General features: G+C 73.9%; 25 protein-coding genes. 9 read left to right on the top strand and 16 right to left on the bottom strand.

The features are described from left to right. Window positions 1–27: 27 nt before the first annotated feature. Both ACFYL6_RS11175 and ACFYL6_RS11170 read right to left on the bottom strand, forming a co-directional pair. A complete protein-coding gene (locus ACFYL6_RS11175; RefSeq protein WP_387170164.1) occupies window positions 28–612 on the bottom strand; it encodes a class F sortase in 585 nt (194 codons plus the stop codon). Window positions 613–727: 115 nt separating this feature from the next. Further along, window positions 728–1,213: a hypothetical protein gene (locus tag ACFYL6_RS11170; RefSeq protein ID WP_124775133.1), complete on the bottom strand. Its 486-nt coding sequence runs from the start codon at window positions 1,211–1,213 to the stop codon at window positions 728–730. 571 nt (window positions 1,214–1,784) lie between these two features. Here ACFYL6_RS11170 and ACFYL6_RS11165 point away from each other — a divergent pair. Together ACFYL6_RS11165 and rnhA are read left to right on the top strand one after the other, a co-directional pair. Next, window positions 1,785–3,065 carry a lycopene cyclase family protein gene (locus ACFYL6_RS11165; RefSeq protein ID WP_387170162.1) on the top strand — a complete coding sequence of 427 codons (1,281 nt, stop codon included), beginning with the start codon at window positions 1,785–1,787 and terminating at the stop codon, window positions 3,063–3,065. A gap of 10 nt (window positions 3,066–3,075) precedes the next feature. After that, the gene (rnhA, locus tag ACFYL6_RS11160) at window positions 3,076–3,549 is read left to right on the top strand and encodes a ribonuclease HI (protein WP_357351370.1); all 474 of its coding nucleotides are present in this window, start codon (window positions 3,076–3,078) and stop codon (window positions 3,547–3,549) included. Window positions 3,550–3,556: 7 nt separating this feature from the next. Here the strand turns inward: rnhA and ACFYL6_RS11155 are convergent, their stop codons facing one another. Together ACFYL6_RS11155 and ACFYL6_RS11150 are read right to left on the bottom strand one after the other, a co-directional pair. After that, complete coding sequence (locus ACFYL6_RS11155; protein WP_387170160.1) at window positions 3,557–3,793, bottom strand: preprotein translocase YidC; 237 nt, start codon at window positions 3,791–3,793, stop codon at window positions 3,557–3,559. 39 nt (window positions 3,794–3,832) lie between these two features. Then, complete coding sequence (locus tag ACFYL6_RS11150) at window positions 3,833–5,053, bottom strand: MFS transporter (RefSeq protein WP_387170158.1); 1,221 nt, start codon at window positions 5,051–5,053, stop codon at window positions 3,833–3,835. A 5-nt stretch (window positions 5,054–5,058) separates the two neighbouring features. Between ACFYL6_RS11150 and ACFYL6_RS11145 the strand changes: the two genes are divergently transcribed. Then, window positions 5,059–5,664 (top strand): MarR family winged helix-turn-helix transcriptional regulator, encoded by a 606-nt coding sequence (locus tag ACFYL6_RS11145; RefSeq protein ID WP_387170156.1) that lies wholly within the window; start codon window positions 5,059–5,061, stop codon window positions 5,662–5,664. On the opposite strand, the gene ACFYL6_RS11140 is transcribed toward ACFYL6_RS11145, so the two are convergent. Both ACFYL6_RS11140 and ACFYL6_RS11135 read right to left on the bottom strand, forming a co-directional pair. After that, a complete protein-coding gene (locus tag ACFYL6_RS11140) occupies window positions 5,603–6,490 on the bottom strand; it encodes a pentapeptide repeat-containing protein (RefSeq protein ID WP_387170154.1) in 888 nt (295 codons plus the stop codon). The genes ACFYL6_RS11145 and ACFYL6_RS11140 overlap by 62 nt on opposite strands. 73 nt (window positions 6,491–6,563) lie before the next feature. Continuing rightward, on the bottom strand, window positions 6,564–7,661 hold the full coding sequence (locus tag ACFYL6_RS11135) for a DUF5919 domain-containing protein (RefSeq protein WP_387170152.1): 1,098 nt from the start codon (window positions 7,659–7,661) through the stop codon (window positions 6,564–6,566). A gap of 181 nt (window positions 7,662–7,842) precedes the next feature. On the opposite strand from ACFYL6_RS11135, the gene ACFYL6_RS11130 reads away from it, so the two are divergent. Beyond that, window positions 7,843–8,451 carry a hypothetical protein gene (locus tag ACFYL6_RS11130; RefSeq protein WP_387170150.1) on the top strand — a complete coding sequence of 203 codons (609 nt, stop codon included), beginning with the start codon at window positions 7,843–7,845 and terminating at the stop codon, window positions 8,449–8,451. Between the two features lie 18 nt (window positions 8,452–8,469). On the opposite strand, the gene ACFYL6_RS11125 is transcribed toward ACFYL6_RS11130, so the two are convergent. The 3 genes from ACFYL6_RS11125 to ACFYL6_RS11115 are packed head-to-tail and all read right to left on the bottom strand — an operon-like array spanning window position 8,470 to window position 10,629. Next, the gene (locus tag ACFYL6_RS11125; RefSeq protein ID WP_387170148.1) at window positions 8,470–9,276 is read right to left on the bottom strand and encodes an SDR family oxidoreductase; all 807 of its coding nucleotides are present in this window, start codon (window positions 9,274–9,276) and stop codon (window positions 8,470–8,472) included. Between the two features lie 35 nt (window positions 9,277–9,311). Then, window positions 9,312–10,010, bottom strand: coding sequence for a B3/4 domain-containing protein (locus tag ACFYL6_RS11120; protein WP_387170146.1), 699 nt, complete (start codon window positions 10,008–10,010; stop codon window positions 9,312–9,314). Window positions 10,011–10,017: 7 nt separating this feature from the next. After that, window positions 10,018–10,629 carry a LysE family translocator gene (locus ACFYL6_RS11115; protein ID WP_387170144.1) on the bottom strand — a complete coding sequence of 204 codons (612 nt, stop codon included), beginning with the start codon at window positions 10,627–10,629 and terminating at the stop codon, window positions 10,018–10,020. A 61-nt stretch (window positions 10,630–10,690) separates the two neighbouring features. On the opposite strand from ACFYL6_RS11115, the gene ACFYL6_RS11110 reads away from it, so the two are divergent. Both ACFYL6_RS11110 and ACFYL6_RS11105 read left to right on the top strand, forming a co-directional pair. Next, window positions 10,691–12,172, top strand: coding sequence for a PLP-dependent aminotransferase family protein (locus tag ACFYL6_RS11110; protein WP_387170142.1), 1,482 nt, complete (start codon window positions 10,691–10,693; stop codon window positions 12,170–12,172). 133 nt (window positions 12,173–12,305) lie between these two features. Further along, window positions 12,306–13,337, top strand: a complete 1,032-nt coding sequence (locus tag ACFYL6_RS11105; protein ID WP_387170140.1) for a poly(3-hydroxybutyrate) depolymerase — start codon at window positions 12,306–12,308, stop codon at window positions 13,335–13,337. A gap of 26 nt (window positions 13,338–13,363) precedes the next feature. Here the strand turns inward: ACFYL6_RS11105 and ACFYL6_RS11100 are convergent, their stop codons facing one another. From ACFYL6_RS11100 to ACFYL6_RS11070, 7 genes are all read right to left on the bottom strand, one after another. Beyond that, window positions 13,364–14,785, bottom strand: a complete 1,422-nt coding sequence (locus ACFYL6_RS11100; protein ID WP_387170138.1) for a DUF6297 family protein — start codon at window positions 14,783–14,785, stop codon at window positions 13,364–13,366. Beyond that, window positions 14,782–15,405, bottom strand: coding sequence for an ABC transporter ATP-binding protein (locus ACFYL6_RS11095; protein WP_357713492.1), 624 nt, complete (start codon window positions 15,403–15,405; stop codon window positions 14,782–14,784). The genes ACFYL6_RS11100 and ACFYL6_RS11095 overlap by 4 nt, the downstream gene beginning before the upstream one ends. A 40-nt stretch (window positions 15,406–15,445) precedes the next feature. Beyond that, on the bottom strand, window positions 15,446–17,830 hold the full coding sequence (locus ACFYL6_RS11090) for a hypothetical protein (RefSeq protein WP_387170136.1): 2,385 nt from the start codon (window positions 17,828–17,830) through the stop codon (window positions 15,446–15,448). Further along, window positions 17,827–19,593: a hypothetical protein gene (locus tag ACFYL6_RS11085; protein WP_387170135.1), complete on the bottom strand. Its 1,767-nt coding sequence runs from the start codon at window positions 19,591–19,593 to the stop codon at window positions 17,827–17,829. The genes ACFYL6_RS11090 and ACFYL6_RS11085 overlap by 4 nt, the downstream gene beginning before the upstream one ends. After that, window positions 19,590–20,867, bottom strand: coding sequence for a hypothetical protein (locus tag ACFYL6_RS11080; RefSeq protein ID WP_387170134.1), 1,278 nt, complete (start codon window positions 20,865–20,867; stop codon window positions 19,590–19,592). Before ACFYL6_RS11080 ends, ACFYL6_RS11085 begins: the two co-directional genes overlap by 4 nt. Next, window positions 20,864–21,496 carry an ATP-binding cassette domain-containing protein gene (locus tag ACFYL6_RS11075; RefSeq protein WP_387170132.1) on the bottom strand — a complete coding sequence of 211 codons (633 nt, stop codon included), beginning with the start codon at window positions 21,494–21,496 and terminating at the stop codon, window positions 20,864–20,866. The genes ACFYL6_RS11080 and ACFYL6_RS11075 overlap by 4 nt, the downstream gene beginning before the upstream one ends. A gap of 93 nt (window positions 21,497–21,589) precedes the next feature. Then, on the bottom strand, window positions 21,590–22,567 hold the full coding sequence (locus ACFYL6_RS11070; RefSeq protein WP_387170130.1) for a helix-turn-helix transcriptional regulator: 978 nt from the start codon (window positions 22,565–22,567) through the stop codon (window positions 21,590–21,592). A gap of 44 nt (window positions 22,568–22,611) precedes the next feature. Between ACFYL6_RS11070 and ACFYL6_RS11065 the strand changes: the two genes are divergently transcribed. The 3 genes from ACFYL6_RS11065 (at window position 22,612) to ACFYL6_RS11055 (ending at window position 25,129) form a co-directional block, all read left to right on the top strand. Further along, window positions 22,612–23,091, top strand: coding sequence for a hypothetical protein (locus ACFYL6_RS11065; protein WP_387170129.1), 480 nt, complete (start codon window positions 22,612–22,614; stop codon window positions 23,089–23,091). Beyond that, window positions 23,091–23,546, top strand: coding sequence for a hypothetical protein (locus ACFYL6_RS11060; protein WP_238661980.1), 456 nt, complete (start codon window positions 23,091–23,093; stop codon window positions 23,544–23,546). The genes ACFYL6_RS11065 and ACFYL6_RS11060 overlap by 1 nt, the downstream gene beginning before the upstream one ends. Before the next feature lie 74 nt (window positions 23,547–23,620). Next, window positions 23,621–25,129 carry a flavin-containing monooxygenase gene (locus tag ACFYL6_RS11055; RefSeq protein ID WP_387170128.1) on the top strand — a complete coding sequence of 503 codons (1,509 nt, stop codon included), beginning with the start codon at window positions 23,621–23,623 and terminating at the stop codon, window positions 25,127–25,129. The last annotated feature ends 18 nt before the right edge of the window (window positions 25,130–25,147 follow it).

The following is a 25,147-nucleotide window of genomic DNA, read 5'->3' as shown; positions in this document are numbered from 1 at the left end:
TGGTCCGGTTCAGGCGGGCGGTCCGGCTCAGGCGGTGCGGGTGGCGAAGACGACGACGTTGTCGACGTAGTTGCCGGTGGCGGCGTCGAACCGGCCGCCGCAGGTGATCAGGCGCAGCCCGGCGGCGTCCGCCGGGCCGTAGACCAGAGTGGTGGGGAAGTGCTCCTTCGGGTACGCGCGGACGTCGTCCACTGTGAACGTGGCGACCCGTCCGTCAGCGCGGGTGACCTGCACCTGCTGCCCGGCGCGGAGCCGGCCGAGGTCGAAGAAGACCGCCGGGCCGGACGGTGAGTCGACGTGTCCCACCAGGACGGCGTTGCCGGTGTCGCCGGGGCTGACCCCGTACCGGTACCAGCCGGCGAGGGTGGGCCGGTCCAGCGGCGGCACCTCCAACACCCCGGCGGCGTCAGCCCCGACGGGGACGATGTCGGCGCGGACGTCGATGGCCGGGATCTGCACCCGGACCGGCGCGGCGGATGGCAGCGGCGCCAGGTCCGGTGCGGGGTGGGTGCGTGGCGGCGCGTCGGCCGACGGTCGTGGTGGCCGCGCCGGGTCGGCGGTGAGGCCGACGGTGATCAGCCCGAGCCCGGTCACGCCGAGCAGGGCGACCATGGCCGGTAGGGTCCGCCGCCACCACACGTGTGTGCACCTCCGTACGGCATCGTCGGGGTGCCCGCACCGGTGTCACCGGCGCGGGCACCCGTCTCAGGGATGGAACGGTCGCCGATCAGGCGACAGTGGACACCGGACGGCGCCGGCGGATCAGGATCACCGCGCCGGCGAGGGCGGTGCCGAGCAGCGTGCCGCCGGCGGCGAGAGCGCCGGTGTCACGGTTGTCGCCGCCGGAGCCGGCCGGCGCGCCGCCGATCGGGGTGACGGCGAATGTGGCGGTGCCGGCCGAACTGCCGTCGCCGCAGGTCGCCGCCACCGTGTACGTACCCAGGGTGAACCCGGCGGTGAAGAGCTCGGCGCTCAGCCCGCCGCCGGCGGCGGCCGTGGTGGACCGGACGTTCTGGTCGCGGTTGGGGCCGGTGACCCGGAAGATGGCGTCACCCGACTTCGGGTTGCAGGTCGTCGCGGTGAGCACGACGGTCCCACCGACCGGGGTGGTGGCCGGTGACACAGTGGTGTCGGCCAGTGCGGCGCCTGGCAGCAGGAGCGTGCCGAGGCCCACGCCGAGCGCCGCCGAGCAGAGTGCTGTTGAGACCTTCATACGCGTCTTCCCTCACTTTTCGTCCGCTGACTGCGTGGGACGTCGTTCGGGTGGCCAACTCCGTGACTAGCACCGGTGTGCCCAACACTAGGTGGGTTGGGTCCTCGATCAGGTGAAAATGAGAAATCCTCGTTGCCGTCACGTGTCCACCCGAAGGCGGGGAGAGCTGCGGAAAGGCCCGGACGGCCCGACCGGCACCGGTGCTCCGATCGATGTCCATCCGGTCGGGCTGTCGTCGCTGTGTCGATGGCGAGGTATTGCCGGAGACGGCGGAAATGCACCGCCTGGCCGGCGCGATTCGCCGGGCCTTGCCAAGATCCGCACAAGAACAGGGATGTTGGTGCCTCGCGCGCTCTGGTGACCACTACATCCCTGAAGTTGTGCGGATCTTCGACGGGGGCGCTGGGTCGGTTCGGGCATCGGCTCGCCGGTCTCCAGCAGGGTCATAGCATGGCGGCGGTGGCGCAGGCGTTCGCTGACCCGCCACCGGTCGAGTCGCCCGCCCCGGTGGCCTGAGCGCCGTTGCGGCCCATCCGGTCGTGTCGGGCGGCGGTGTGGCAGCGTGGTGCGGGTGACCGATTCCGCGCCGCTCGACGTCGACCTCGCGCTGCTCGGTGGTGGCGGCGCCGCGTCGTTGCTGCTCGCCGCGCTGGACCGGCACGGTGTCCGCGGCCTGCGGATCGCCATCGTCGACCCGGTGCGCCGGCGTGGTCAGGACCGCACCTGGGCGTTCTGGGGCCACCCGGACACCGACCTGGACCCGCTGCTCAGCGCGAGCTGGCAGCAGGTCGAGGTGACGACGGCGGCGCGACGCCGCGTCCTGGACCTCACCCCGCTGCGGTACGCCATGCTCCGCTCCGGCCCGGTCTACGACCGGGCTGCCGACGCCGAGCGTCGCCTCCACGCCACCCGGATCGTCGCGCCCGCCGAGACGGTGCGCGACGACGGCGCCCGGGTGCGGGTGCGTACCGGCGACGGACGCACCGTACGGGCCGGCTGGGTGCTCGACTCCCGCCCCCGCCCGCCGGCGCGAGCGGGGCGAACCACCTGGTTGCAGCACTTCCGGGGGTGGTGGCTGGAGGCCGACCGGCCGGTGTTCGACCCGGCGCGAGCGGTGTTGATGGACTTCCGTACCCCGCAGCCGCCCCGGGGCGTCTCCTTCGGGTACGTGCTGCCGGTCAGCGACCGCTACGCCCTGGTCGAGTACACCGAGTTCTCACCGGACCTGCTCACCGACGCCGGCTACGACGCGGCGCTGGCCGGCTACCGGGACCTGCTCGGGCTGGACCCGGCCGGGCTGCGGGTGCGCGAGGTGGAGAACGGGGTGATCCCGATGACCGACGCGCCGTTTCCCGCCCGGCCCACACCCCGCGTGGTCCGGCTCGGCACGGCCGGGGGCGCGACCCGCCCCTCCACCGGCTTCACCTTCTCCGCCATGTACCGCCAGGCCGACCAGGTGGCCCGCGCTCTCGCCGCGGGCCGACCGCCGGTGCCCGCGCCGGCGTACCCGCGTCGGCACCGCTGGATGGACGCGGTGGCGTTGCGGGCGCTGGACCGGGGCGGGGTGGGCGGTCCCGACTTCTTCGACCGGCTCTTCGATCGCAACCCGGCCGAGCGGGTGCTGCGCTTCCTCGACGGAGCCACCACCCCGGCCGAGGAGGTCGCGATCATGAATTCGACCCGGCTGGTACCGATGATCGCCGCGACCGCTGGCGACGCCGTACACCGCGTCCGTGACCGGCTGCGCCCCACCCGGCCCGCGCCGGCCATCCCACCAGCGGTGGTGGGTTCGGCGCCGACGGCGCGGCGCGCCGGCCCCCCGAGCGGGGAGGACGACATCCGCGCCCGGTAGGTTGCCGGGCATGGTGGACGCGGCGGCCGGCAGGGGCGTGCAGATCTGGACCGACGGGGCGTGCAGTGGCAACCCCGGGCCGGGCGGTTGGGGCGCGTTGCTGCGCTACGGCGATCACGAGCGGGAGCTGTGCGGCGGTGAGGCCACGCCCACCACCAACAACCGGATGGAGCTGATGGCGGCCATCCAGGCGTTGGAGAGCCTGAACCGGCCGGTCACCGTGGAGCTGCACACCGACAGCACGTACGTGCGTAACGGCATCACCAGTTGGCTGGCGTCGTGGAAGCGCAACGGTTGGCGGACCGCCGCGAAGCAGCCGGTGAAGAACGCCGACCTGTGGCAGCGGCTGGAGGCGGCCTGCGAACGGCACGAGGTCACCTGGCTGTGGGTCAAGGGGCACAACGGGCACCCGGAGAACGAGCGGGCCGACGGGCTCGCCAACAAGGGCATGACCGAGGCGCGGGCCGCGCTGAGCAGCCGCTGAGCCTGGGTCAGCGGGTCGCGTCCGGGTGCCCCGGCATGCTGGAGCCACCGCCGCTGCTGCCGGACGAGCCACCGGCGACGCCCGAGTTGTCCGGCTCGGTCACGATGTCCGGCCGGGCGTCGGTGTCCGCCGGTGCGGGAACCTCGGTGTCCGTCTCGACCTGCACCAGTGGCGCCTGGCCGGCCTCGTCCTCGCTGTGCTGCGGGTCGCCCGGCTGCTCACCTTGGCGATTTCGGTAGCCCACGCCGTGCCCCCCGTCAATGCCGGTCCGCGTCGGCGCTGGCTACCCGGCGTCGTCCCGGCCGAAACCTGACCCGCCAGCGGCGACCGCCGCTCCGACCGTCTCGACCTGCGGTGCGGCGGACGGCAACCGCAGCGTCCGGCGACGGCTGAGCGCGATGACCAGCGCCAGCGCCAGCGCGCCGACGACCACCAGGAACGCCCAGGTGTTACCGAGGTGGTCGTTGACCACGCCACTGGTCGCGGAGCCGGCCGCGATGCCCAGCTGCCCGGCCGTCTGCAACCACCCGTACGTCTCGGGGAGCCGGTCCGCCGGGGTGGAGCGGGCGAGGATCTCGTCGGTGACGGCGAGGAACGGTGCCAGCGCGAGACCGAAGACCGCAAGCGCGACGGCCATCTGCGGCACGCTGCGCGGCAGCAGCAGCGCCACCGAGGTGGCGGCCAACGTGCCGAGCATCGTCAGGTACGCGGCCGCCGGGCTGCCGGGCCGCCCTCGGCTCGCCAGCAGTACGCCACCGGCCAGGCTGCCCACCGACCAGATGGTCACCAGCAGCCCGGCCTGGTCCGGGTGCCCGACCGTGGTGGCGAACGCGGGCACCAGCACCCACATGGCACCGATGCCCATCATGTATCCGATGTGGGCGCCGACGACGGTGCGGCGGGTGGCCCGGCCGGGCAGCGCGGACCCCTTCACGCGAGGCTGCCGGTCGGTCTCGCGCGGCGGCAGCACGGCGACCATGCCGAGCAGCCCGGCGCTGCCGATCACGGCGAAGGCGAGCAGTGCGGCCGTGGGCCCACTGATCAGCAGGCTCAGCGTCACCGCGAGCGGGCCGCCCACGTAGAGCACCTCCTGCCCGACGGCGTTGACCGCGTACGCGCGGGCCAGCGCGGTGGGGGCGACGAGCCGGGCCAGTTGGGCGCGTCCGCTGCCGACGGCCGGTGGCGTGCTGAGCCCGGCCACGGTGGCCAGCGCCACGAAGGCGACCGGTTCGGTGGTGACGGCCAGGCCGAGCAGGGCGAGCAGGTGGGCGAGGCCGGTGGCGAGCAGCACCGGCCGGGCACCGAGCCGACCCAGGAGTCGGCCGACCAGCGGCGCGGTGACCGCCAGCCCGATCCCGCAGCCGGCGCTGGCCAGTCCGGCGGTGGCGAAGCTGCCGGTGTTCTGGTGACCGAGCAGCACGACGAGCAGTTGCCGCAGTGCGACCGGTAGCTGCGCCACGGTCATCAACAGGATGAGCAGCATCGCCCGTCGAGGTACATTCACAAGTTATGAATCTACCCGAGGATGGCTCGCCCAACCTGCTCGGCGCACTCGCCCTGCTCGTCGGCTCGCGGATGCGGGCGTCGGTCAGCGCGTCCGTCGGGGCCGGCGGCGCGCTCGCCGAGGCGCTCGTCGTCCTCAAGGACCAGCCCGGGGTGACCGCCGAGTGGCTGGGCCAGGTGCTCGGGCTGACCCAGCCCGGCGTCGCGCACCTGGTCCGGCGGCTCCGGGAGCAGGGCTGGGTGGAACGGCGTCCCGGCACCGACGCGCGTAGCCGCGCCCTGCACCTCACCACCGAGGGCACGGCGGCCGCCGTCCGTACCCTGCGCGCTCGACAGGAGGTGCTGACCGACTTGCTCACCCCGCTGACCGTCGAGCAGGGCCGCCAGCTCGCCGACATCGCCCGCGTCCTCCTGCACGGCGAGGTGGCGGACGCCGGCAGCCTGGCCCACCTCTGCCGGCTCTGCGACCGCACCCGCTGCCCACAGTGCCCGGTCCATGCCGGCTTCCAGGAGCTGACGGAAGCGCGAGACGTACCGGATGGGGCCGTTCCTAGTGGCGGCGGCCCCGACGGGCGGGCGCGGAAGACCGGGCCGGCTGGCGGACCGGGGTGAGCGGCAGCGCCGTCCAGTGCGCCGGCCGGGTCACTGTCCGCGGCAGCACGGTGCGCGTGTCACCCCGGGCGGCGTCCACCTGGGACTGGTGCAGGAAGAGCGTGTCCCGCAGGTCCGCGCCCCGCAGGTCGGCGCCGCGCAGGTCGGCGCCGGTCACGTCGGCCAGGCCGAGGTCCGCTCCGCGCAGATCGGCGCCGATGAGCAGCGCCCCGCGCAGGTTGGCCCGGCGGAGGTCGACCCGGCGCAGGTCCACCCCGAGCAGGTGCGCGCCCCGCCGGTCGGCGCCGCCGGGGGCGCGGGCCGCGTCGCTGGCCCGGGACAGCAGCGGGTTGACCCGGTCCCGCTGGCCGGCGACGTCCACCGCGCGAAGCTGCGCCGGGTCACCGTCGGTGAGGGTCAGCGTCTCGGCGCGGGCGCGTTCCAGTTCGGTGCGCAGGTCGGCCGGCGGGCGCAGCGCCACCGCCTCGGTGAGGTACCAGAGCAGTTCGTGCAGCGGTCGTAGCACCGCGAACGCCTCCGCCATCGCCGGCAACGTCTCCGGCGCGTCCCGCCAGTCCCGCCCGCCGAAGGTCACCTGGGCGACCTGCTGCCCGGCACCGAAGCAGTCGAACACCGTGCAGCCGGGGAAACCGCGCTGCCGCAGCTCGGTGTGGATGCCGCAGCGGTGGTCGGGGCGCAGGTTGGGGCAGGGCGAGCCGGCCGGCTTGTCGATGGCGAAGTCCGTCGACGCGGCGAAGGCGGGCACCACGCAGCACAGGCCAAAGCAGCGTCCGCAGTCGGCGCGCAGCTGCGCCGCCCCGGACGGCGGTGCGGTGCGGTGCGACACGCCTACGGTCCTCCCGTCGATCAGGGTGGACCACCATTGTTTCCGGTGCCGAGCCGGCCGGTCCGGTCGGGGGTCACCGTGCGTGCGTGTCGCCGGCGGCCGCCGAGCGGGGCGCCGGGGTACGGGCATCACCCGGCGGCGGAACCAACCGGTAGAGCTCCCGCTCTCCGTCGCCGTGCCCGTACTTCTGGTCGAAGTGCCGTTTCACAGTGGCGACCGGGGTACGGTCCCCGTCGGCGGGCTCGGCCAGCGCGAACACCGCAGGGGGTGCCCCGTGCGCGCGGGGCGGCAGCACGGCTCGCACCGTCACCGCGCCGGTCACCCGGAAATCGCGGCAGTCGACGTAGTGCTGCCCGTCCACCGTCACGTACGGCACGCGTACCTCGACCACGTCCGACTCGTCGTGGCGCAGCGTGACCGTGACCGACCAGTACCGGTCCAGGTCGAGGGTGGCCTGCTCGTGCTCCCACAGCTCCTCGAACCGGGCGTGCACGAACCCGCCCCAGGGGCTGTCCATGTCCACCTCGAGCTGCGGCACGTTGAACGACAACTTCCCGATCGGGAAGAACGAGATCAGTGCCCGCCCGTCCCACTGGTAGAGCTGGATCGAGGGGGACGCGTCGTAGAGCCGGACCTGCAGGCGGTGCCGCAGCCGCGAGTCGAGCGCGTCGGCGAACGCGGCCAGGTGGCGCAGGTTGGTGCGGATCTGCCGGGGCACGTCCACCCGCTGCCGCTCCAGCTCCTCGGAGCGTTGCTGGGCGGCGGTGCAGTCGGGATCGAGCAGGAGCAACTGCACCTGGGCGCCGTTGGCGAGGGCCGCCCGCACCGCGCTCAGGGTCTCCTCGCGGTGCCGTTGCTCCAGCAGGATCGTCCAGGTGTCGAGGATGCGCACCCGCCGACCGGAGCGGTGCAGCCGCGTCACGAACGCCTGCTGGTCGAAGCTGAGGTGCTCCTGCACCCGCGCCTTGCGGGCCTCCTCGAACAGCGGGTCGAAGATGACGTACGAGATGGCCGCGAGCACGACGCTGGCCCCGAGGTTGAGCAGCAGGTCGCTGAGGAAGCCGGTGCTGCGCCAGGCTGCCAGCAGCATGACGACGGCGACCGCGAACAGTGCCCCACCGACGACGAAGGCGCGTCGTTGCCGCCCGCCCCGACCAGCCCACTCGGGCATCCGGTCCCCTTCCGCCGTCGGTCGGCCCCACCGCCGCTTACTGATCACCGGAGTTCGGAGAATACGTGCCCGCTTTGCTGGGCGCTGTCCCGTTCTCCGAGCGGCCGGTTCGCCGCTCGGACCCGGTGCACCGCTCATAGGGTGACGGTAACGGAGTCGTGCGACCACGGAGGGTGGCGGGGTGGACGAGAGCGAACGCGAGCAGGCGCTTCTCACCGTCCTGACCACCGAGCACTACGCGTTGCAGACGTCCCGCTCCGGCACCATCGCCGAGGCCACCGGCCGCGCCACCATCTTCCTGTCCGTCCTGTCGGCGGCGCTGATCGGCCTCGGCTTCGTCGCCAGCAACGACAAGCTGGTCCGGCCGTACCTGGCCGCGGTGCTGCCGACGCTTGTCATCATCGGGGTGCTGACGTTCCTGCGGCTGGTGGAGACCACCGTGGAGAACTCGTTGGACCTGCGGCGGATCCAGCGCATCCGGGCCTACTACCAACACCAGCTCGCCGGCGAGCACGACTTCTTCGCCGACGCGGTGGCGGCCGAGGACGCCATGAGCACGGCCTGGAACCTGGTCGGCACACGACCGGGGCGGTGGGAGTTCCTGCTGACCACTGCCGCACTCGTGGGCGCGGTCAATGCGGTACTGAGCGGGCTCGGCATCGCGCTGGTCGCCGCGATCGTCGGGGTCAGGGGCGAGTGGGCGGTCCTGGTCGGGGTGCTGGTCGCGGTGGTGGCGTTCGGCGTGCAGTTCGCTTACATCGTCCGGGCGTCGACCGCGTCGAGGCGCTGATGACGCCCGCAGTGCCGGTCAGACCGATCGCCAGTCGTCGTTCGTCAACGCCGCGGCCTGGGGCCCCATCAGCAACATGCCCCCGTCGACCGGCCAGGACGCGCCGGTGACGTAGCTGGCGGCGGGGGAGGCGAGCAACGCGACCACGGCGGCCACCTCCCGGGCGTCGCCGGGCCGCCCCAGTGGCACGCCGGGCCGGTCCTGGGTGAACGGGTCGACATCCTCCTGACCGGTCATCGGCGTGGCGATCTCGCCCGGGGCGACGGCGTTGACGGTGATCCCGTCGGCCGCCAACTCCTGGGCCATCACCCGGGTCAGCAGCCCGAGCCCGCCCTTCGCGGCGCAGTACGCGGCGGAGCCCACCCGGGGCGCGTGCTCGTGCACGCTGGTGATGTTGATGATCCGCCCGCCGGCGCCGGTGGCCCGCATCCGTCGCGCGGCCCGCTGGGCGCACAGGAAGGGCGCGTCCAGGTCGACGGCGAGCACCTCGCGCCACTGCTCCCACCCGGTGTCGACGAACGGCGTCGAGCTGCCGGTGCCGGCGTTGTTGACAAGCACCCCGATGCCGCCCAACCGGTCGGCCAACTCGTCCACCACCGCCGCCGCGTCCGGCAGTCGGGTCAGGTCCACCTCGGCGACCTCGCAGCGCCGCCCCGTCGCGCGGACCTCGGTGGCCGTCCGCTCGGCGCCGTCGGGGTCGCCGTACCAGGTGATGCCGATCTCGAAGCCGGCCGTGGCCAGCGCCACCGCGCAGGCCTTGCCGATGCCGGAGTCCGCGCCGGTGACGACGCCGATCCGGGGGTAGTTCTCGTATCGCTGTGGCATGCTGCCGCACTACCCCGGCGGGGCCAACCCAATCGTCACGGGGTGCGGAAACGGGGCGCGGCGGCGGTGAGGACCGCAGCGGCCGTGGGGGCGGACCACCCGTCGGTCAGCTCCGTCACGAGGTCGGCGACCAGCCGTCTCACGGTCGGCTCGGCACCCGGGTGCAGCGCCTCGGCGACGATCAGCACCGACGAGGTGCCCGCCCGCACAGCCGACCAGCCGCTCTGTCGGTTCGTCCACCGCCGGGCGTGTGCGCGCCCGGCGGAGTCGACGAAGGTCACCTCGCCCGGCTCGGGATGCTCGGTCTCGCCAGCGAAACTCAGGTACGCCTCGTCGCCGCGTGCCGGCCGGACCACCAGGTCGCCGTCGACCCGGTCCACGTCGAGCACCGCGACCGGGATGGCGTACGCGGCCGAGATGGCGTTGCAGAGATCGACCAGCGGGTGCACCCGGGGCAGTTCGCCGTCCAGGCGCAGCCGGCGCAGCAGCGCCTCGGCGGCGCACCGGTACCTGGTGGGCCGTAACCCCATGGCCGCGTACGCCCGCCGCCAGGCCTGGATCTCCGGGAACCCGCTCTCGGCCCCACCGGCGGTCAGTCGCCGTCGGGCCTCGGTGAGATAGTCGGCCGTGCGTCCGGTGACGTCGGCGGTGGCGGTGATCCCGGGGGCCTGCACCACCCCGGCGACCAGGTCGGGGTACGCGTCGCGAAGCTGCGGAGAGTGTTCGAACTGCACGGTGGTCCTATCGTTCGGTGAGGGCGAGGGTCACGCCGAGCGCGACGAACGTGCCGGCGGCGGATCGGCGCAGCCAGTCGCTGACCCGGGGTCGGGTCAGCACCCGGTCACGTACCCGGGCCGCGAAGACGCCGTAGCCGCTGAACACCACGAAGGTGAGCAGCATGAACACCGCGCCGCAGCCGAGCATCGCCCGGGTCGAGCCCGGTGCCGTGGTGTCCACGAACTGCGGCAGGAACGCGACGAAGAACATCGTCGGCTTCGGGTTGAGCAGGTTGACCAGCACCCCGGAGACGATCACCCGGATCGCCGAGCGGGGTGGGGCGTCGGTCGTCACCGCGAAGGCGTCGCGGTCCCGTGCCATGGACCAGGCCAGGTAGAGCAGGTAGCCGACGCCGAGGTAGCGGACGGTCTCGAACGCCGTGGCGCTGGTCTGCATCAGCGCGGCCAGCCCGGTCATCGCGGCGAGCAGGTGCGGCAGCGTGCCCAGCGTGCAGGCGAACGCGGCCAGCACCCCGGCCCGCGCGCCCCGCGACAGGCCGGCGGAGAGCGTGAAGAGCACCCCGGTGCCGGGGGTGACCACCACGATCAGCGTGGTGATCAGGAACGGGATGGTCACGATCGTCCTCCAGCGGGGTTGCAGGTCTGGCTCCTGCTCACTCTGCTGCCACAATGGTCCGATGCGCAGAGCCAAACCAGCGGCGTCCGAGGGGTCCATATCGGCCGGCTCCGACTTCCTGCACCTGACCATCACCGACGCGGCGCCGGGCGGGCGCGCCGACTGGCTGACCGACCGGCTGCGCCAAGCCATCGCCGAGGGCCGCGTGCCGGTCGGTGACCGGCTGCCCCCCACCCGGGTGCTCGCCGCCGACCTCGGTGTCTCCCGGGGCGTGGTCACCGAGGCGTACCAGCGCCTGACCGAGGAGGGACATGTCGCCGGTCGGGGCCGGGCCGGCACGGTGGTCGTCGCCGCGCCGGCCGCGCGTACACCCGCCCCGGCCGCCGCGCCGGCACCGGTCGCGACCTTCCCGCCGGCACCGGGCACCGACATCTTCGACGCGGTACGCGCGGCGCACGCGACCATTGACCTGACGCCCGGCGTACCCGATCTGGCCGCCTTTCCCCGCGCGGACTGGCTGCGCGCCGAACGGACCGTGCTGCGCCGCCTCGCCGCGGCCGACCTCGGCTACGGCGACCCCTGTGGCACGCCCGCGTTGCGCCAGGCCGTCGCCGCCTGGTTGGCCCGCAACCGGGGGATCAGCGTCGACCCCGTCGAGGTGATCATCGTGGCCGGCGTCTCCCAGGCGCTGGGGCTGCTCGCCCAGGCACTCACCGCCGCCGGCGTCGACCGGATCGCGGTCGAGGACCCGGGCTCGCTCGGGGTGCGGCAGCACCTGAACAACTGGCGGATGGACACCCCGCCGATCACGGTCGACGACGCCGGGCTACGGGTCGACGAGTTGGCGGCCAGTGGCGCACCGGCCGTGATGCTCACCCCCGCGCACCAGTTCCCGACCGGCGTGGTGCTCGACGGTGACCGCCGCCGCCAACTCGTCGCCTGGGCGCGGGCCGGCGGTCTGATCATCGAGGACGACTACGACGCCGAGCACCGCTATGACCGCCCTCCGGTGCCGGCGCTGCGTGGTCTGCTGCCCGAGCAGGTCTGCTACGCCGGCAGCGTCTCCAAACTGCTCGCCCCCGCCCTGCGGGTCGGCTGGCTGCTCGTACCGGCGCGGCTGCGCGAGGCGGTGGTGGCCGCCAAGCGCAACGCCGATCTGGGCAACGCCGTGCTACCGCAACTGGTGCTGGCGGAGTTGATGACCTCCGGCGCCTTCGAGCGGCACCTACGGCTGCTGCGTCGGCGACACATCCGCCGGCGGGACGCCATGATCGCCGCGCTGGCCAGCGCGTTGCCGTCGGCGACGGTGCACGGCGCCGCCGCCGGTCTGCACCTGATGATCACGCTGGACGACGCCGTGGTCGACACCGAACTGGCCGCCGCGACGCTGGCGCGCGGGGTGAAGGTGCAACCGCTGTCCTGGCACTGCCAGCGTCCCTACCGGCCGGGCCTGGTGCTCGGCTACGCGGCCCGTACGCCCACCGAGATCGAGGACGGCGTCACCGCCGTCGCCGCCGCGCTCGGCTACGTGCCAAGGCCCTGAGCACTGGGAGTGGGGGCGGGCGACATTCCAGCGGTGGCGGACGTGTCGGTCGTCGTCATATCTGGTGTGGTCTATGTCACGGTAGCTTCGGCGCACGCCGACGCCCCCGTTGACGCTGCCGAGAAGAGCGCCCATGCCCACACCGCTGAAAGCCGCCACCACCATCGCGGCCGTGCTCCTGCTGATCCTGACCGCCGCGGCACCCGCCCAGGCCGCCAACCCCACCACCAAGCCCCCGGTCTCCGGGTCACTGGGCACCTACAACGTCTCCGGCGTCTACGTCGCCGGGGTCTCCTCCGGTGGCTACATGGCCACCCAGTTGCACGTCGCCTACTCGTCCCGGATCCGGGGAGCGGCCGTCTTCGCCGCCGGGCCCTACTACTGCTCCCAGAACACCGTCACCCAGGCGCTCTACGGCTGCGGCGACAACAGGTACCCGACCAACGTCTCCGCGCTGCAGGCGTACACCCGGACCTGGGCGTCGTACGGCTGGGTCGACCCGGTCGGCAACCTGTCCGGTGATCCGGTGTACGTGTTCCACGGCGGCAACGACACCACGGTCAAGAAGTCCGTCACCGACGACCTGGTCCGCTACTACCAGCACTTCGGGGCCAACGTGCAGTACGACAGCGGCTCCGCCGCCGGTCACTCCTGGGTCACCCCGTACGGCACGCTCGGATGCGCGACGACCGCGTCGCCGTACCTCAACGACTGCGGCAACGACCCGCAGAACGCCCTGCTGCGCAAGCTGCTCGGCGGGGTGAACGCACCGAACACCGGGGCGCTCGGCGGCTCGCTCATCCGCTTCAGCCAGAACACGTTCGCGGTCAACGGCTGGGCCAACGGGTTGAGCATGGACGCCAACGGCTTCGCCTACGTCCCGTCGGCCTGCGCGGCCGGCCAGTCGTGCCGCCTGCTGGTCGCCCTGCACGGCTGCGTGCAGTCCGTCGGCGCGGTGGGCACGGCGTTCGTCGACCGGGCCAACCTCAACCAGTACGCCGACACCAACAACCTGATCGTCCTGTACCCGCAGGCGGCTACCTCCCTGAGCAACCCGAACGGCTGCTGGGACTGGTGGGGCTACCTCGGAGCGACCAACTTCCCGATCAAGGGCGGCGCGCAGGTCGAGACCATCATGAACATGGTCCGCCGGCTGGACGGCTGAGTGCCCCGGGCTGGCCGGGCGGCCCGTCAGCCCAGGAACAGCTGGACGAGGACCAGCACGGCGAGTAGCGCCGGCCCACGGGACCCCTGACGCAGCAGGTCGACCGGGATCATCCCGAACGGCGTGTTGACCGTCGCGCCGCCGTAGTCGATCGGCGGGCGGGTGCCGGAACGGAACGCGGCGGCCACCACCCCGAGCGCCAGCGTCGGCGCCAGCCAGGCCGGCCCCGGGTCGACGGTCGGCAGGGTCAGCAACCACCACACGCCCGCGCCGACCGCCGGCACCACCACGTGGATCCCGCGCAGCAGGTTGTCGCTGCCAGCGAGCGCCCGGCGCAGACCGGGTGAGCGGCTGACCGCCCGCAGACCGCCGGTCAACCGGTCGGCGGCGAGGTACGCGAACACCACCTGCGCGGCCCCGGCCAACCCGGGCAGGGCCAGCGCGGCAGCGTACTGCACCCCGATCAGTGCCGCCCAGATCAGCACGGCGCTCGGGTGGCGGTGCAACCGGCGTACGTCGGCCTGGAGCAGCGCCCACCAGCCGGGGCCGGGCCGGAACCGGCGGCTGCGAACCCGCCCGATCCGGCGCCAACGGCGGCTCTCCACCAGGCTGGCGAGCAAGCTCGGGTCCAGCAGGATGGTGGCCGTGGCGGCGGCGTTGGCGAACTGCGCGCCGGTGGTCAGGGTGGCCCGGTCGACGCGGGGTAACGCCCGTACCGCGAGGATCGTGCCCACGCCCACGAGGGGCACCGCGGCGGCGAACAACGCCACGGTCGGCGTCGTCGCCGGCCGGGGCAGCCCGTCACCGAGGCGACCGACGAGCACCACCACGGCGGTGATCACCGCCGCCACCACCATCGGCACCGCCCCGACCAGCGTCGGCCAGCGTCGCCCCGACCGGCTGCTCTGGGCGACGACGCTGAGCGCCAGCGCGGCCGCGCCCCACCCCGCGCCGGCCGCCGCCGCCCAACCCAGGACGGACGGTTCGGTGACCCCACCGAGCGCCGCCACGGCCACCCCGAGCGCCGCGGTGCCGGCCGCCGCGCCCACCAGCAGCAGGACGAAGCGCGGCGCCAGCCAGGCCCGGCGGTCGATCGGCGCGCTTGTCGCCCAGCTCTGCGTCGCCGGGGTGACCAGCAGCGGGCCGAGCGCCCGCAGGCCACGCCAGGCGAGCCCCGCGCCGGCCAGCAGCGCGGCGACCGCCAGCCACCACCGCACGCCCGGCTCGGCCCGCCCCACCGTGGGGGAGTCGAGCAGGTCACGGCTGGCGCTGATCGCGAACCAGCCGTACATGCCCACGAACAGGACCATGACGTACGCGTCGCCGAGCACGTCGCCGAGGGAATGGTCGTGGTGCCGGCTGCGGGCCCGGCGCAGGTGCGTCCGCACCTGTCGGGCGGTGGGCACCCCGGCCGGCGCGTCGGCGATCGTGGCCGGCGCGGCGGTCACTTGCCGATCTCGATGCGCTCGTCGACCACCGCGTCGATCAGCTCCGGGTCGTGCGAGGCCAGCAGCACGGCCGTGCCCGCCGCCCGTTCCCGCAGCAGTCGGTCGGCGAGCCACTGTCGCCCGCGGACGTCCAGCCGCTGCTCGGGCTCGTCCAGGATCAGCACCCGGCGTGGCCGGACGAAACAGGACGCCAGCGCCAGTCGGCGGCGCTGCCCGCTGGACAGCGTCACCGGCAGTTGGTCGCGGGCCGGCTCCAGACCCAGCTCGGCGAGGACCTCCTCGACGGGCTCGGCGTCACCCCCGTGGGCGTACGCGACCAATTCCAGGTGCTCGACCACGGACAGGTCGGGGAAGAAGTCGATGTCGTCCAGGGCGGCCGCCACCAGCGCCCGCACCTGAGGGTCGGTCTCGTCGGCCCGGCGGCCCTGCACCAGCACCTCGCCCGCGTCCGGCCGGTCGGCGCCGACGACACACCGCAGCAGGGTGGTCTTGCCGCTGCCGTTGGGCCCCAGCACCACCGCGATCCGGCCCGCCGGCAGCGTGAAACTCACATCGTCGAGCACGACCAGGTTGCCGAAGTTGCGGCTGAGTCCCCGTACCGAGAGCGCGTCCACGATCACAGAGTCTCCCAGAGCGGTGCCAGCGACCAACCCGAGCGACCTACGTCACCCGGCTGTCGGCGTCGTCCTCCAGCCGGGCGTCGGCAGCGGCCAACCCCTGGGCGTCGGCGACCTCCTCGGCCACCGCCGCCGCGTCCGCCCAGTGCCGCCGCGCGTCGGCCCGGTCGCCCAGCGCCGCGCAAGCGTCACCCAGGTAGAGCAGGGTACGCGCCAACCCGGCGGTCGGCCGCGCCTCCTCGCGCAGCCGGCGGCTCTCGGCCAGCAGCTCGTACGCCGTCCGCGCCTGCCCCGGGGTGCTGCTCAGCAGCGTCGCCCCGGCGTTGAGCAGTGCCGTCGCCCGGCTGGTCGGGTCGTTCACCGACTCGTACTCGCGCAGGGCGGCCCGCCACGCCTGGGCGGCGTCCAGGTGCTCGCCGAGCGCCGCGTGCACCAGCACCAGGTTGGTCAGCGCCGCCGCGTACCCGCGCGCGTCACCCACCGACCGGAACGTGTTGGCCGCCCGCACCAGGTGGTGGTGCGCGGTGTCCGGTTCTCCCCGGGCCAGCTGGGCCGCACCCAGGCCCAGCTCGGTGAGGGCGTGCCCGGCCCGGTCGGCGCCGGAGCGGTGTCGGCGGGACATCTCCAGGTGCTCCACCGCGTCGTCGAGCTGCCCCAGGTCGAGCAGGGCCAGGCCGAGGTTCATCCGCGCCTGGGCGTTGCCCCGCCGCCCCCGCTCGTTGACCGCGAGGGTGAGCGCGGCCGCCGCCCCCTGCGGGTCGTGCCGGCGGCGGCGCAGCACCCCCAGCTCGTTGTGCGCCCACCCGGCGATCTCCGGGCGGTCGTCGGCGGTCGGGGTGGCCAGCACGGTGCGGCAGACCTGCTCCCACTCGTCGAGCCGCTCGGCGTACGCCAGCCACCCGCACAACGCCACGGCCAGCCGGAACCACCACCGGCGGACCCGGCGGGGCAGTGTCTCCTTCGCGCCGGCCGGCACCCGCACCACCGCCAGCAGCAGTTCCTGGTGCAGGTCGAACCAGCCGTACGGGTCGTCGTCCAGCGGCAGCGACCACTCCCGGTCCGGTGGAGTCCCGAGCACCGCCAGGTTGGCCGCGTGCCGTTCGGCCCGGCGGGCCAGGTGCCGGGTCAACCGGGCCTGCGCGGCGACCCGGGCCCGGGCCGGATCCGCGTCCCGCAGGTGCAGTCGGGCGCTGCCGGCCAGCAGGGGGCGGATCTCGTACCGGTCGCCGGGCGCGCCGACCACGAACGCCGCGGCGGCCAACCGGTCGAGCAGCGCGGTCACCAACTCGGGGTGCCGCCCGGCCAGCGCGGCGATGGTGGGCCGGTCCACCGGGGCGGGGACCAGCGACATCAGCCGGTACAACCGGCGGGCCTGGCGGGGCAACGCCCAGTACGCGATGTCCCGTTCGGTGACCAGACGGGCCGCCGGTGAGACGGCGAGCCGCTGGTGCGGTGGCGTCTGCACCGCGCGGCGCAGCGCGTCCAGCACGTCGGAGTGCCGCCAACCGTGCTGGGCGGTGCGGTAACCGAGCGCGCGGACGGTGCGCGGCTGCCGCCCGCACAGGTCGACGATGTCGCGTACCGCCGGGTCGGTGCGCGGGTCGGCGCGACGGACCCGGGCGGCGGGCGCGGCCCCGCCCGCCGTGGCGAACAGCTCCACCGCCTCGGACGTGCCCGGCTCGGCGATCCAGTGCGCGACCACACCCTCCAGACCGACAAGCGCCGGACCACCGGCGAGGAGCAGCCGGCAGGTGCGCGCGGTGGGCGGCAACAGCGGCCGGACCTGGTCGGGACGGTCGACGTTGTCCAGCACCAGCAGGATCTTGCGACCGTCGAGCTGACCGCGCAGCGCGTCGGCGGCGACGGCGAGCGCGTCCGGCCGGCCGGAGGTCGGCGGGGCGGTGCCCAGGATCCGGGCCAGTGCGGTGAGCACCTGGCGGGCCGAGCGGGGTCGGCCACGGTGGCGCAGGTCCAGGTAGTACTGCCCGTCCGGGAAGTCCTCCCGGCACTGGTTCGCGGCCTGCACCGCACACGCGGAGGTGCCCACCGCGCGCCGGCCCAGGACCGCCACGGCGTGCTCGCGCGCGAGCAGACCGACAAGCGCGTCGACGTGCTTGCCCCGACCGGTGAACTCGGCCGTGTAGGGCAGGTTGGGCGCCCCGGCGGCCGGGATGGTGAGCACCTCCGTCGGCTCCGGGCCGACCTCGCGGCCGGCCCGGCGACGGCGCACCTCGTACACCACGTAACCGACGACGCCGCCGGCGGCCAGGACGATGGTCACCGGCCCGAGCACGCTGGCCGCCAGCTCGGAGAGGAGGTTGCCGGCCAGGTTGCTGGCCACGTTGGCGAGGATGCTGCCGACCACGCCGCCGATCGCGATCAGCGCCGGCCACCGCGAGCCACCACGCGCGCCACCCGGCCCGGTCACCGCACACCCCCGGAGACGAGCCCGGCGACCAGGTGCCGCCGCGAGAGGACCACCAGCACCACCGGCAGCACCGACGCGAGCACCGAGCTGGCCGCCAACGCGCCACTGTTGCTCACGAAACTGCGGGTCTGCTCGGCCAGGAACGGCCCGAGCGGCGACGACCCCGGCCCACCGAACAGCCGACCCACCACCAGGTCGTTCCAGACCTGGACGAACTCCAGCACGGAGACCGCCACCACCGCCGACAGGTTGTGCCGGGCCAACCGGCGCAGGGTGTGCCACCACCGGCGCCCGCCCAGCCGGGCGTCGCGGACCTGCTCCACCGGCAGGTCGGCGAACGCGTTGCGCAGCACCAGCACCGCGAACGGCACGCCCAGCGCGATGTGCACCAGGGCCAGGCCCTGAGCCGTGCCGGAGGAGAGCACCAGGCCCAGCACCTCGTTGACCGGCCCGGCGATGACCTGGATCGGCACGACGCTGGCCGCCAGCAGCAGCAGCCCGGTGGCCTGCGCGGCCGGCCCGGTCAACCAGGCCAACGGGTACGCGGCCAGCAGCGCGACCACCAGCACCATGGCGGTCACCGCGGTGGCCAGCAGCAGGGTGAAGCCCAGCGTGCGCCACAGCTCGGTGCCGGTGACCACGTTGCGGTAGGACTCGCCGTTCGGCGGCGCCGACCACCAGCCGCGCGCGGCGGCGTCCACCCGGCCGTGCGCCGACGTGGCGACCAGCACCGCCAGCGGCACCAGCCAGGCGATCGCGGCACCCGCCGCGAGCAGCCGGAACAACCGCCGGGGCGGGGCCACCGGAGCGGGCTCCGGTGTCGCCTCCACACGCGGCGGGGGCCAGGCCTGCCGGACGAAGAGCGCGGCCACCATGATCCCGCCGATCACCGCCACCAGCCACACCACGCCGAGCGCCGCGCCGTCGCCGGTGGTGGTGCCCCGGGAGGTCTGCCAGATCCGCAGCGCGAGCACCGAGGCCTCGTCGCGGACCGAACCGGGGGTCATCACCAGGATGAGGTCGAACGTGCGGCTGGTGCCGACCGCCACCAGCGCGAAGACCACAGCGGTCGTCCGCAGCAGCAGGGGCCGCCACTGGGCGTCCCACAGCACGTGGCGACGTCCACCGCCGTAGGCGCGGACCGCGTCGGCGAGACTCGGCGGCACCGCGTCCAGCGCGGAGCGGAAGACCAGCACCGCCAACCCGACCCAGGCCCAGACGAACGCCGACATCAACGCGACGGTGACCATCCCCGGCCCGAGCAACTGCGGCGCGTCCTCGACCGCGCGGCCGGACAGTCTCGTTGCGACCAGGGTGGCCAGCCCTCGGCTCGGGTCCGGGTGGTACATCAGCCGGAAGGTGACCCCGGTGACGACCAGCGGCAACGCCACCGGCACCAGGAGGATCAACCGGACCAGGCCGCCCTCCTGGGAGCGGCGGGACGCGGCGGCGAGCAGATAGCCCAGCGCCGTCACCACCGCCGGCACCAGCAGTGCCCAGAGGACCGTCCGGCCGACCACCGCGCCGGTGCCCGGGGCGGCGAGCGCGGTCCGGAAGTGCGCCGCGCCGACCCAGCGACCGTCGGTGGTGACGCTGGCGTGCATGGTCCGCAGCACCGGCCACAGCACCAGCCCGCCGAGCAGCACCGCGGCCGGCAGCAGCAGGGCCGACGTCGCGCCGGCCGCCGGATAGGCCCGACCCCGCCGGGCCGGGCCGACGTCGTCGAGGACCGCCAGCTCGCCGAGGACCCGCACCTGGCTCATCGGCCGCCTCCCGAGCTGCGGGCCGCCGCGGCGAGCAGGCCGGTGGCCCGACGGATCGCCTCGCCGGCCCGGACCCCGTCGGTGACGTCGGCGAAGAACCCCTGCATGATCCGCCAGATGCCGACCCCGTCCGAGCCGGTGAACGCGCCGGGCAACTGGTCGGAGAGGTCGAAACGCAGGGTGCCGGGCGTCCGCATCTCCTCGGCGAGCCTCTGGCCGACGCGGTCCCGGTAGCTGCCGATCGCGACGTTGGTGTTGGGCGAGAGGTAACCGCCCGCACGCAGCCACGGCTGGAACGAGTCGGCCCCGGTGAGCCACTCGACCAGCTCGACCCCACCTCGGGCGTCGCCGAACGCCACGGCCGCGTCCCCGCCGACGATCAGGGGGCCGCCGCCCGGCTGGGCGCCCGGGAACCGGAACGTGACCGGTGCCTCCGGGCCGCGCTGGAACGGGTCGGCGACGTCGGCGGTGAAGTCGGCCCCGACGAGCATCACCGCCCGCTTCGTGTGCACCACCTGGATCACCGACTCCTCGTACTGGGTGAGCAGGGCGCGACGGCCACCGCCGACGAACGCCCCGGTGATGCTCCAGAGCCCGGCGAGCCGGTCCAGCGCGTCGCGCACCGGTCTGCCCTGCCAGTCGGCGTCCGCTCGGGCCAGGGCGTTGTAACTCTCGGGTGCCACGTCGGCCAGGACGTTCTCGAACCAGTCGGTGAGCACCCAACCGTCCGCCGCGCCGATGGCCAGGGGCGCCGGCCCGCCGTCGCGGCGGGCGAGCGCGCCGAGCTCCTGGGTACGCCGGACCAGCGCGTCCCAGTTGGCCGGCTGCACGGGCAGCATCGAGGGCAGGTGCCAGACCAGCGACTTGTGCGCCGCCTTGACCCAGACGCCGTAGCGCTGGCCCTCGGCCGTCAACAGCTCGCCCAGCCCGGCGGGTACGGCGTACTCGGTGGACGCGCGTACCGGGCTCAGCCACCCGCGCTGGGCGTACTCGGTGACCAGGCCGGGGCGCGGCAGGATCGCCACGTCCGGGCTGGTGCCGGCGAGGTGCCGGGCCCGCAGGAACGCGTCGATGTCGTTGCCGGCGCTGACCACCTGCACCGGGGCGGGGTAGCCGGCGACGACCTCGCGGAACCGGTCCAGCTCGCTGGTGCTCCAGACCACCGCGACCTGCACCGACCGGGTCCCACCGGAGCAGCCGGCGGCCAGGGCGGTGGCGCCCGCGGCGGCGGCGCGCAGCAGCGTACGGCGACTCGCTCGGGCGGTAGGCCTCATCGGGGCACCTCGCTCGGCTCGGTGACCAGCTCGTGCCGCACCGGTATCTCGGCCAGGGTGGCCGGGTCGGCGGTGCAGACCAGCACCGCCACCCCGGGGGCGTCCGGTGGCGAGAGTCGGGGCATCAGGTCACCGAGACGGCTGTCGCCCGCCGAACCGGCCGGCAGGTCGACCACCAGCACCTCGGGCAGGCAGGCCGCCGCTCGGGCGAGCGCCACCCGGAACCGCTGGGCGGCGGAGATCTGGTGCGGCAGCAGGGCGAGGGAGAGCGCCAACTCGAGCCGGTCGACAACGGTGGCCGTCCAGTCGTTGGCCACCTCGTGCACCCGTTCGCGTTTGCGCTGGCCGTACTCGATGTTGCGGCGCACGGTGAGCTGCGGCAGCAGTGCGCCACCGGCGGGCACGTAGCCGATCTGCCGGCGTGGCGGCGGCAGGCTGGTGACGTCCCGGTCGCCGACGAGGACGCGACCGGTCACCGGCGGGGCGAGCCCGGCCAGCACCCGGGCGACCGCCGTGCCGAACCGGGGCGGCGCCACCAGGGCGGCGAGAGTGCCGGCGGGAACGTCGAGGGTCACCGGCCCGGTGCCGGGGACAGCGACCAGTGCGCGTAGCCGTAACGTGACCCTCACCTCCGGTGACCATCGACGACCGTCCCAGGGTGGCACACCGTGCCGACAATCGACGCCCCCGACCCTTCCACTGTGGAGAAGGGTTCGGGCTGTTCAGGCGGGGGAGTAGAGCGCGGCGAGCCCGGCCGCCGTGGCGGCCAGCCGCTCGCGCAGCGCTGCCGGGGCCAACACCTCGACATCGGCGCCGAGACGCAGCAGCTCACCGTGGGCATGGGTGAGCGACTCGATCGGCAGCACCGCGGTCACCCAACCCCGCGTGTCCGGTGGCCCGGCGCTGCTGTCCATCGCGGTGACCACCGGATCGCTGCCGACCTCGCGCAGCCGTTGCCGCCCGGCGGGGGAGAGCCGGACGTGGGCCTCGTCGCGGTGCAACCGGGCCCGGAACTGCACCACGTGCGCCCGCCACCAGGCCGGCAGGTCGAAGTCGGCGGGTCGGTCGAACTCCTGCGCGAGTGGGGTCAGCGCGAGGATCTGGTTGACCCGGTAGGTCGCCGGCGCGCCCCGGCCGGGCTGGTCGGCCACCACATACCAACGGCCGCCCTTGAGCACCAGGCCGTACGGCTCCAGGACCCGGGTCACCTCCCCGTTCCAGCCGCGGTAGCGCACCTCGACGCGGTGCTGCCGCCAGACCGCCTCGGCCGTGCGGGCCAGCTCGGGGGAGGCGTCGCCGTCGGCGTACCACCCGGGAGTGTCCAGGTGGAAGCGTTGTTGCAGTTGGGTCGCCCGGTCGCGCAGCGGCGCGGGGAGCGCGGCGTGCAGCTTGAGTTGCAGCGCCGCCACCACGTCGCCGTAGCCCAGCTCGTCGGCGGGGCCGGGCAGCCCGGCGAGGAACAGCCGGTCGGCCTCCTCGGCGGTCAGCCCGGTCAGCCGGGTCCGCCAGCCGTCGACGAGCTGGTAGCCGCCGGCGTGCCCGGCCTCGCCATAGAGCGGGATGCCGGCGGCGTGCAGCGACTCGACGTCCCGGTAGATGGTGCGAGGGGAGACGGCCAACCGCTCGGCGAGCTGCGCGGCGGTCAACCGCCCGTGCGACTGGAGCAGCAGCAGGACGGAGAGAAGTCGAGAGGCCCGCACTTCACTGACACTAGTTGTCAGGGGACCCGTCCTACCGTCCCGGCATGGCATTTCGCGACAAGGAACTACGAACGCCCGGACCAGTGCTGATTGACGGCCGGCACCTCAAGCGCTACCACATAGACCAGCCGGAGCGACCGATCGAACCCGAGGTGGAAAAGGCCGCGTACGACCTGCTGCCCGACCTGCTGGCCGACGTCGTCGACGACGGCACCCCGGCCTCCGGGTGGGTGGTGCTGCACCGGGGCGCGGACACCGGTGCCTACCTGCTGGCGTACACCTGGGTGTGGGACAACGCGGTGGAGGTCCGTGTCGCAGCGGCCGGGCAACCGGCGCTGGACTGTCCCGACGACGACCCGGCACACTTCGTCCACCTACGCCGCCCGGCAGTGGGCTGCGTCTGGGAGTTGGCGGTTCTGGAGTACGAGCGGGCCGCCTGGGTCCGGCACATGCTGCTGCCGGAGAGCCCGAATCTGATCGATTATCTGCGTGACACGCGAGCGGAAGGGCCGGTGGGCCGCTGATGGGCGACTTCGACTTCTTTGTGGGCACCTGGAACGTCGTCAACCGGCGGCTGCGCAAGCGGCTGGTCGGCTCCGACGAGTGGGAGGAGTTCCCCGGCGTGTCGGTGGCGCACGGCTTCTTCGCCGGCGGCGGTCACTTCGACGAGATCACCTTCCCGACCAAGGGCTCCGCCGGCGCCACGATCCGGATCTTCGACCCGGCCCGGCAGGAGTGGTCGATCTACTGGATGAGCAGTGACACCGGGGTGCTGGGGCAGCCGCCGATGGTGGGCCGCTTCGTCGACGGGGTCGGCCGCTTCTACGCCGACGACCAGCACGAGGGGCGCCCGGTGCGGTGCCGGTTCATCTGGTCGGACATCAGCGCGACCACCGCCCGCTGGGAGCAGGCGTTCTCGGTTGACGGCGAGCAGACCTGGGAGACCAACTGGATCATGACGTTCACGCGGGCGTCCTAGGGGCTCTCGCGACAACTTTCCGCCGTTCGGGTGCGGTGTTAGGGTCCGATCACCGCCCCGGATGGAGGAACGCGATGGCCTCCGACCACGTCGACGTGCTGATCATCGGCGCCGGCCTGTCCGGCATCGGCGCCGCCTGCCACCTGCGTCGTGACTGCCCCGACAAGACGTACGCGGTGCTGGAGGCGCGCGACGCCATCGGCGGCACCTGGGACCTGTTCCGCTACCCGGGCATCCGTTCCGACTCGGACATGTTCACCCTCGGCTACTCCTTCAAGCCGTGGACCGCGCCGAAGGCCATCGCCGACGGCGCGACCATCCGGGAGTACGTGCGGGAGACCGCCCGGGAGTACGACGTGCCGCGGCACATCCGCTTCCGCCACCGGGTGGTGCACGCCGAGTGGGACAGCGACACCGCCCGCTGGACGGTGCACGCCCAGCGCACCGACACCGCCGAGACCGTGGTGCTGACCTGCTCGTTCCTTTTCGCCTGCGCCGGCTACTACCGCTACGACGAGGGTTACACCCCACCCCTGCCCGGTGTCGACGCGTACGCCGGTCGGCTGGTGCACCCGCAGCACTGGCCCGCCGACCTCGACCACACCGGCAAGCGGGTGGTGGTGATCGGCAGCGGCGCCACAGCGGTCACGCTGGTGCCGGCGATGGCGCAGCGGGCCGCGCACGTGACCATGCTCCAGCGCTCACCGACGTACATTCTGCCGCTGCCCGCCCGCGACCGGCTGGCCGACGCGTTGCGGCGCCGGCTGCCGGCGAAGGCCGCGTATCCGGTGGTGCGCTGGAAGAACGTGCTGCTGTCCACAGTCAACTTCCAGCTCAGCCGGCGTGCGCCCGGCCTGGTGAAGCGGGTGCTGCGCCGGGCCGCGCGGGGCAGGCTCCCGGTGGGGTACGACGTCGACAGGCACTTCTCGCCCCGCTACGACCCCTGGGACCAGCGGCTCTGCGTGGCACCCGACGGCGACCTGTTCACGGCCGTGCGCGACGGCACCGCATCGGTGGTCACCGACACCATCGACACCTTCACCGCGACCGGTGTCCGGTTGGCCTCCGGCGCGGAGGTGCCCGCCGACATCGTGGTCACCGCGACCGGGCTCAACCTGCTCGCCCTCGGTGGCCTGACGCTGCGGGTGGACGGCGTCGATGTCGACCTGCCGAGCACCGTCGCCTACAAGGGCATGATGCTCTCCGCTGTGCCGAACTTCGCGCTGACCCTCGGCTACACCAACGCGTCATGGACGCTCAAGGCCGACCTGGTCGCCGGCTACGTCTGCCGACTGCTGCGGCACCTGGACCGCACCGGTCAGCAGGTCGTCACCCCCCTCCCTCCGCCCGACGCCGTGCGGGTGCCGCTGATCGACCTGCGCTCCGGTTACGTGCTGCGCGCCGTCGACACGCTGCCCAAGCAGGGCGCGACAGCGCCGTGGCGGCTGCACCAGAACTACGCCCGCGACGTGCTGCTGATGCGGCACGGCCGGCTCACCGACGAGGGTGTGCGGTTCTCGCGCGCCGGCAGGCTGACCGCGCCCGAGCGCACCCGACGTCCCGTCGCGTCCGGGCGTCGGTAACCGCCAGCAGAGGAGCAG

The organism is Micromonospora sp. NPDC007208, assembly GCF_042869175.1.
Taxonomy (GTDB): Bacteria; Actinomycetota; Actinomycetes; order Mycobacteriales; family Micromonosporaceae; genus Micromonospora; species Micromonospora foliorum.
Note: the sequence above shows the minus strand (reverse complement) of the source record. Positions and strands in the feature narration are given on the sequence as shown.